2 protein-coding genes and 2 pseudogenes are annotated in these 4446 nt (G+C 73.1%); all 4 read right to left on the reverse strand.

The window, feature by feature from the left end; translation table 11 throughout:
* Positions 1-1011: pseudogene (locus GT354_RS00640) on the reverse strand (hypothetical protein); the annotation flags it as partial.
* 341 nt (positions 1012-1352) lie between these two features.
* Positions 1353-2201 carry a hypothetical protein gene (locus tag GT354_RS00645; protein WP_161354161.1) on the reverse strand — a complete coding sequence of 283 codons (849 nt, stop codon included), beginning with the start codon at positions 2199-2201 and terminating at the stop codon, positions 1353-1355.
* The gene (locus GT354_RS00650; protein ID WP_202511397.1) at positions 2198-3772 is read right to left on the reverse strand and encodes a hypothetical protein; all 1575 of its coding nucleotides are present in this window, start codon (positions 3770-3772) and stop codon (positions 2198-2200) included. Before GT354_RS00650 ends, GT354_RS00645 begins: the two co-directional genes overlap by 4 nt.
* A gap of 119 nt (positions 3773-3891) precedes the next feature.
* A pseudogene (locus tag GT354_RS00655) lies at positions 3892-4446 on the reverse strand (HEAT repeat domain-containing protein); the annotation flags it as partial.

Consider the following 4446-nt stretch of genomic DNA (forward strand, 5'->3'; position numbering starts at 1 on the left):
GGACTCGGCGGCCCGCCGCGCCAGTTCGGCCGTGCGCTCGCGCTCCAGTTCCGCGCGGGCGCCCAACTCGCGCCCGAGCCCGCGCGCGGTGTCCTCGGCGCCGCGATGCACCGCCCGCACCCTGGTGCGTCGTGCTGCGGCCTCGCCCACCGCGTCGAGCAATTCGACCGCGCCCTCGACGAAGTCCCGCTCGGCGGTCAACTCGGCGCGCTGTGCGAGTTTGACGGCGAACCCGTCGACGAGGTCGGCGAGCCCGTCGGTGTCGGCGGTGTCGCTGACCGCGCGCAGCAGCAGGTCGACGAAGTCCGCGTCGTTCTTGACCGCGAACAGGCCGGCCGCCTCACCCTCGTCGGCGTTCATCTCCCGCTGGTAGCGGAACAGTTCGGGGTCCAGGCCGAGCGCGTTCAGGTGTTCGATCCAGCGGTCGTGGATCTCCTCCCACACCACGTCCACGTCGGGATACGCCTTGTGTAGTTCGGTCATCGCGTCCCGGAAGCCGCGCATCGTCCGCCGCCGGCCGCCGACCTGTACGGGCAGCCCGTCGAGGTCGAGCCCGGGGCCCGGCCGGAAGGAGTACCAACTCTCCGCGAACTTGCGTGGGTCCGAGGACACCTGGCGACCGCGCCATTCGCTGACCTTGCCGACCACGACCGTCTCGCCGGTGAGCACGTGCTGCCATTCGAGCGCGACGTGTCCGCAGTCGTCGGCGAGCAGGAACTTGCGCAGTACTCCGGTACTGGCACCGCCGAGCGTGTTGCGGTGGCCCGGCAGCATGACCGAGAAGATCAGCTTGAGCAGGACGGACTTGCCACCGCCGTTCTCCAGGAACAGCACACCCGCGGGCGCGGGCCGGCGCGGCGGCCCGACCGCTTCGCCCTCGAACAGCTGCGCCTGCCGGGGAGCCGGATCGGGCACGGGCGCACCGACCCCGCGCAGGTCGAGCACGGTGTCGGCGTAGCGCGCACCGGCGGGCCCGATCGAGAACAGGCGGACCCGGGACAGCTCGTACATCGGCGGTCAAATCTCTCTGATCGAAGCGCGTGACGGGAGAACGAACAACAGGACGAACGGTAGGACGAACGGCGAGACGAGCCTCGGGACCGACGGCACGACGAACAGCGAGGCGACCCGCGGGACAACCACGGTAGGACAAACGGCGAGACGAGCCCGGGGACGGACCGCACGACGAACAACGAGGCGACCCACAGGACGAACGGCGAACAGCGAGGCGACCCGCAGGACGCACGGCCGAACGGGCACCCGGACGACTGTCGAACGAGCGGCGAACCCGGCGGCAACGCACGTGCGGAACACGGGCCCGCCCGGATCACCCCGCGCGCGGCCCACCCTGATCACACCCCGTGGAAGGGCAACCCGGCCCCCGGCGCCAACTCCCCGTGGTCGCCGGCCGCCGCGAGCAGGCTGGGGCTGCCGTCGGTGACGGTCACCACGCCCAGTTCCAGCAGCTCCGACATCGCCGCCGAGCCGGCCGTGTCACGTACCTGGAGTTGGTAGCGCGCGGTGGTGCGATACGTGCCGCCGCCGTCGTCGGAAACCCGTTGCAGGAAGCCCGAGTCGACCAGGAACGCGACGGCCTTGGCGACGATGCCCACCGTGGACGCCGCGAGCCGGCGCGCGTCCTTGGTGGCCCCGGTCGCGCTGCGCCGGGCGTAGACCCGCCACGCGGCCTCCAGGCCCGGTTCGTCGACCGCCGGGTCGCTGATCTCGCCGTCGCGTTCGGCGCGTTCCTCCAGTCGGCGACACGCCTGTCGGACGAACGCGTCCACGCCGTGCACGCTGAAGCGGCCCACGTAGGCGTCGTCGGCGAGGTCCTCGGGGCGCGGGAACGCCATCGCGGCGACCGCCAGGTGCGCGAGCCCGTGCAGGAAGCGATCGGTGGACTCGGTCCCGGCCCGGCGCGCGTAGTCGCCCATGCGGACGGCGAACACCGAGTCCTCGGCGGCGGTGACCGCCATCCCGGCGCGCGACGACACCTCCAGGACGACGAGGCCGAGCCCCGCCGCGACGGCCGCCGCCAGGGTCGCGAAACGCGGATCCTCGCGGTGCCGGCGGATCAACTCGGCGTATTCGGCGTCGCGCGCGGGCAGCAGTTTGGGCTGGAGCCCGAACGCGACCAGGCGCGCCGCGTCGCCGACGTCGGCCGAGGTGATCGGCGCGGCGTCGGTGGTGGTCTCGGTCATGCGGGAGCCTTGTCTTCCTGTTCCGGTCGCGCGACGGCGAGCAGTGCGGTGCCGATGATCAGGTCGGCGCCGCCGACCTCGGGGTCGTCCAGTTCGGTGCCGTCGTCCACGGCCACCAGCAGCGTGCGATCGCCCTGCCGCAGCGCGGTGCCCACCGGCGGCGACGCGGCGTGGAACGCGAGCAGCGCGACGAGGTAGCCGAGGTCGGGGTCGGCTTCGCGGGCCTGGGCGAGCAGCCCCGACAACCGCCGCGGCGCGTCGTGCGGCACGTCGAGCAACGCGATGGCGGCGTCGTGCTGGCGCTCGGTGTAGCGGCTGTCGTCGGGCGTGAGCGAGACGTCGGGTTCGAGGATCTCGGCGCCGAGGTGGTCGCGCGGCGCGGGTGGGGTGAGCAGCAGTTCGGTGAGGTCGTGCAGGCGCACCGCCACCGGCGTGCGCAGGCCGGTACCGGCGGCGAAGAAGGCGTCGGTGACCCGGCGTCCGTCGGCGACCGGCAACTCCAGGAGTGGGCGCAGCAGTTGCCCGTACAGGTCGAGTCCGGTGCGGGTGGTGGGCGCGGCGAACGCCTGCCGGTCCTGCTCGGCGCGAAACAGCGGTCCGGCCTCCATCAGCCGGGTCTGCAACTGGGTGTGTCGGCGGATGCAGTCCTGCACGATGTCGACGAGTTCGGCGGCGCCGCGCTTGCGCTCGCTTTCCTCGGCCTCGTCGCGGGCGCGGCGGATGTTGATCAGGATCGCGTTCTCGTGCCGGTAGCGGTCGGCGACGTGGTCGAAAGCCTCGTCGATCAGGTCGGGCACCGCCTGGACCCAGTCCACCGCGCGCACGTTGCGTCGGGTCGCGTCCAGGGCCCGGCGCAGCGTCTCGGCGTATTGCACGGTGCGGTAGCGGGCCTGTTCGGCGGCGAAGCGGGCCTCGGCGAGCCGGCCGCGGCGGATCAGGTGTTCGAGTTTGACGTCGGCGGCGATCTGCGCGCTGGTGACGTCGGTGTCCAGCGCGCCGACCAGGACGTTGATCGCCTCGTCGGTGGCGCGCAGGAAGATGTGTCCGTCGGGTCCGGGGACCTCTTCGAGAAGCTTGAAGTCGTAGTCGCGCCGGATGTATTCACCCTCGCGGGTCCACATGCCGTAGACCGCGCGGAAGCCGCGGTCGACGCTGCCGACGTTGATCAGGTTCTCCAAGACCCAGCGGGCGACCCGTTCGTATTCCGCCGGGTCGCGGCCGGGTGCCTGCGCGGCGACGCGCGGGCGCAGGCGGGCGACGATCTCGTCGTGGTCGGCCCCGGTGTCGAAGTCCATCGTGACCGTGACCAGGTCGATCGCGGTCAGACCGAGCTCGGCCATCGCGTAGACCGTGTACTCGCCCGCCAGGTTGGCCTTGCGCGCCTCCAGGTCGTGCAGGGGGGCGGTGCACGCGAGGGCCTTGAGCCGGCGCGCGAGGCCCTCCTCGGTCACCCCGGAGCGGTGCGTCGCCGCGCCCGAGGGCGCGAAGCGGGGAGCCTCGCCGGGGGCGTCCGCCGGATCGTGGGTCGGCGGCGGCACCCCGGGCAGGACGGCTCGGGCGGAAACGGTCATGGGAGTAGAGCCTAGGACGTTCGCCCGACACCTTCGGCGTCCGCCCACCCGGATGGCCCGAACCCCGATCCGTGAGCGGCGCCGTGGGCGCGGATGTGCGCCGGTGCCGGCGTCCGACCCTACATCTCGCTCAGCCTGGCCCTGGCGACGGAGCGGACCTCGTCGTACTCGGCCGGGTCGGCCGCGAGTCGGCGCAGGCGCATCGCGGCGTCGGGGCGTCGGGCGTCGACGTGCCGCACGGCGATCAGTCGCGTGTCGGCCTGGCAGTCCCACAGGGCTTCCACGGCGGTCCCGACGGCGAACGAGGGCTCTATGCGCGCGAGGCTCTCCACGGCGCAAGCGCGCAGCCCGGCGGAGGCGGCGTCGCGATAGACGTCGCGGACGAGGTCGACGGCTTCGACCAGGGCCAGTCGCCCTATCCCGGCGACGAGGTCGCACAACCGGAAGTGTCCGGCCTGGTCGGCGATCGGGTCGCCGGCGCACGTCGCGTCGGTGACGCGGGCGCGCAGCGCGTCGATCAGGACGGGGCCGTCGGTGCTCTCGCCGGCGCCGGCCAGTATCCGCACGGCGACCTCGCCGAGCAGGTCGTCGCGGCCGGCCCAGACGCGGGCTCGGGTCACGGCGGCGGGGCTGCGCAGGCCGCCGACGGCGTGTGCGGCGGCCAGGCGGACCAC

It is taken from the genome of Streptomyces sp. SID3343 (assembly GCF_009865215.1).
Taxonomy (GTDB): Bacteria; Actinomycetota; Actinomycetes; order Streptomycetales; family Streptomycetaceae; genus Embleya.

Excerpts from the sequence above, each read along its gene's own strand:
- GT354_RS00650 (WP_202511397.1), bottom strand. The coding sequence starts at position 3,772 with ATGACCGTTTCCGCCCGAGCCGTCCTGCCCGGGGTGCCGCCGCCGACC.
- GT354_RS00645 (WP_161354161.1), bottom strand. The coding sequence starts at position 2,201 with ATGACCGAGACCACCACCGACGCCGCGCCGATCACCTCGGCCGACGTC.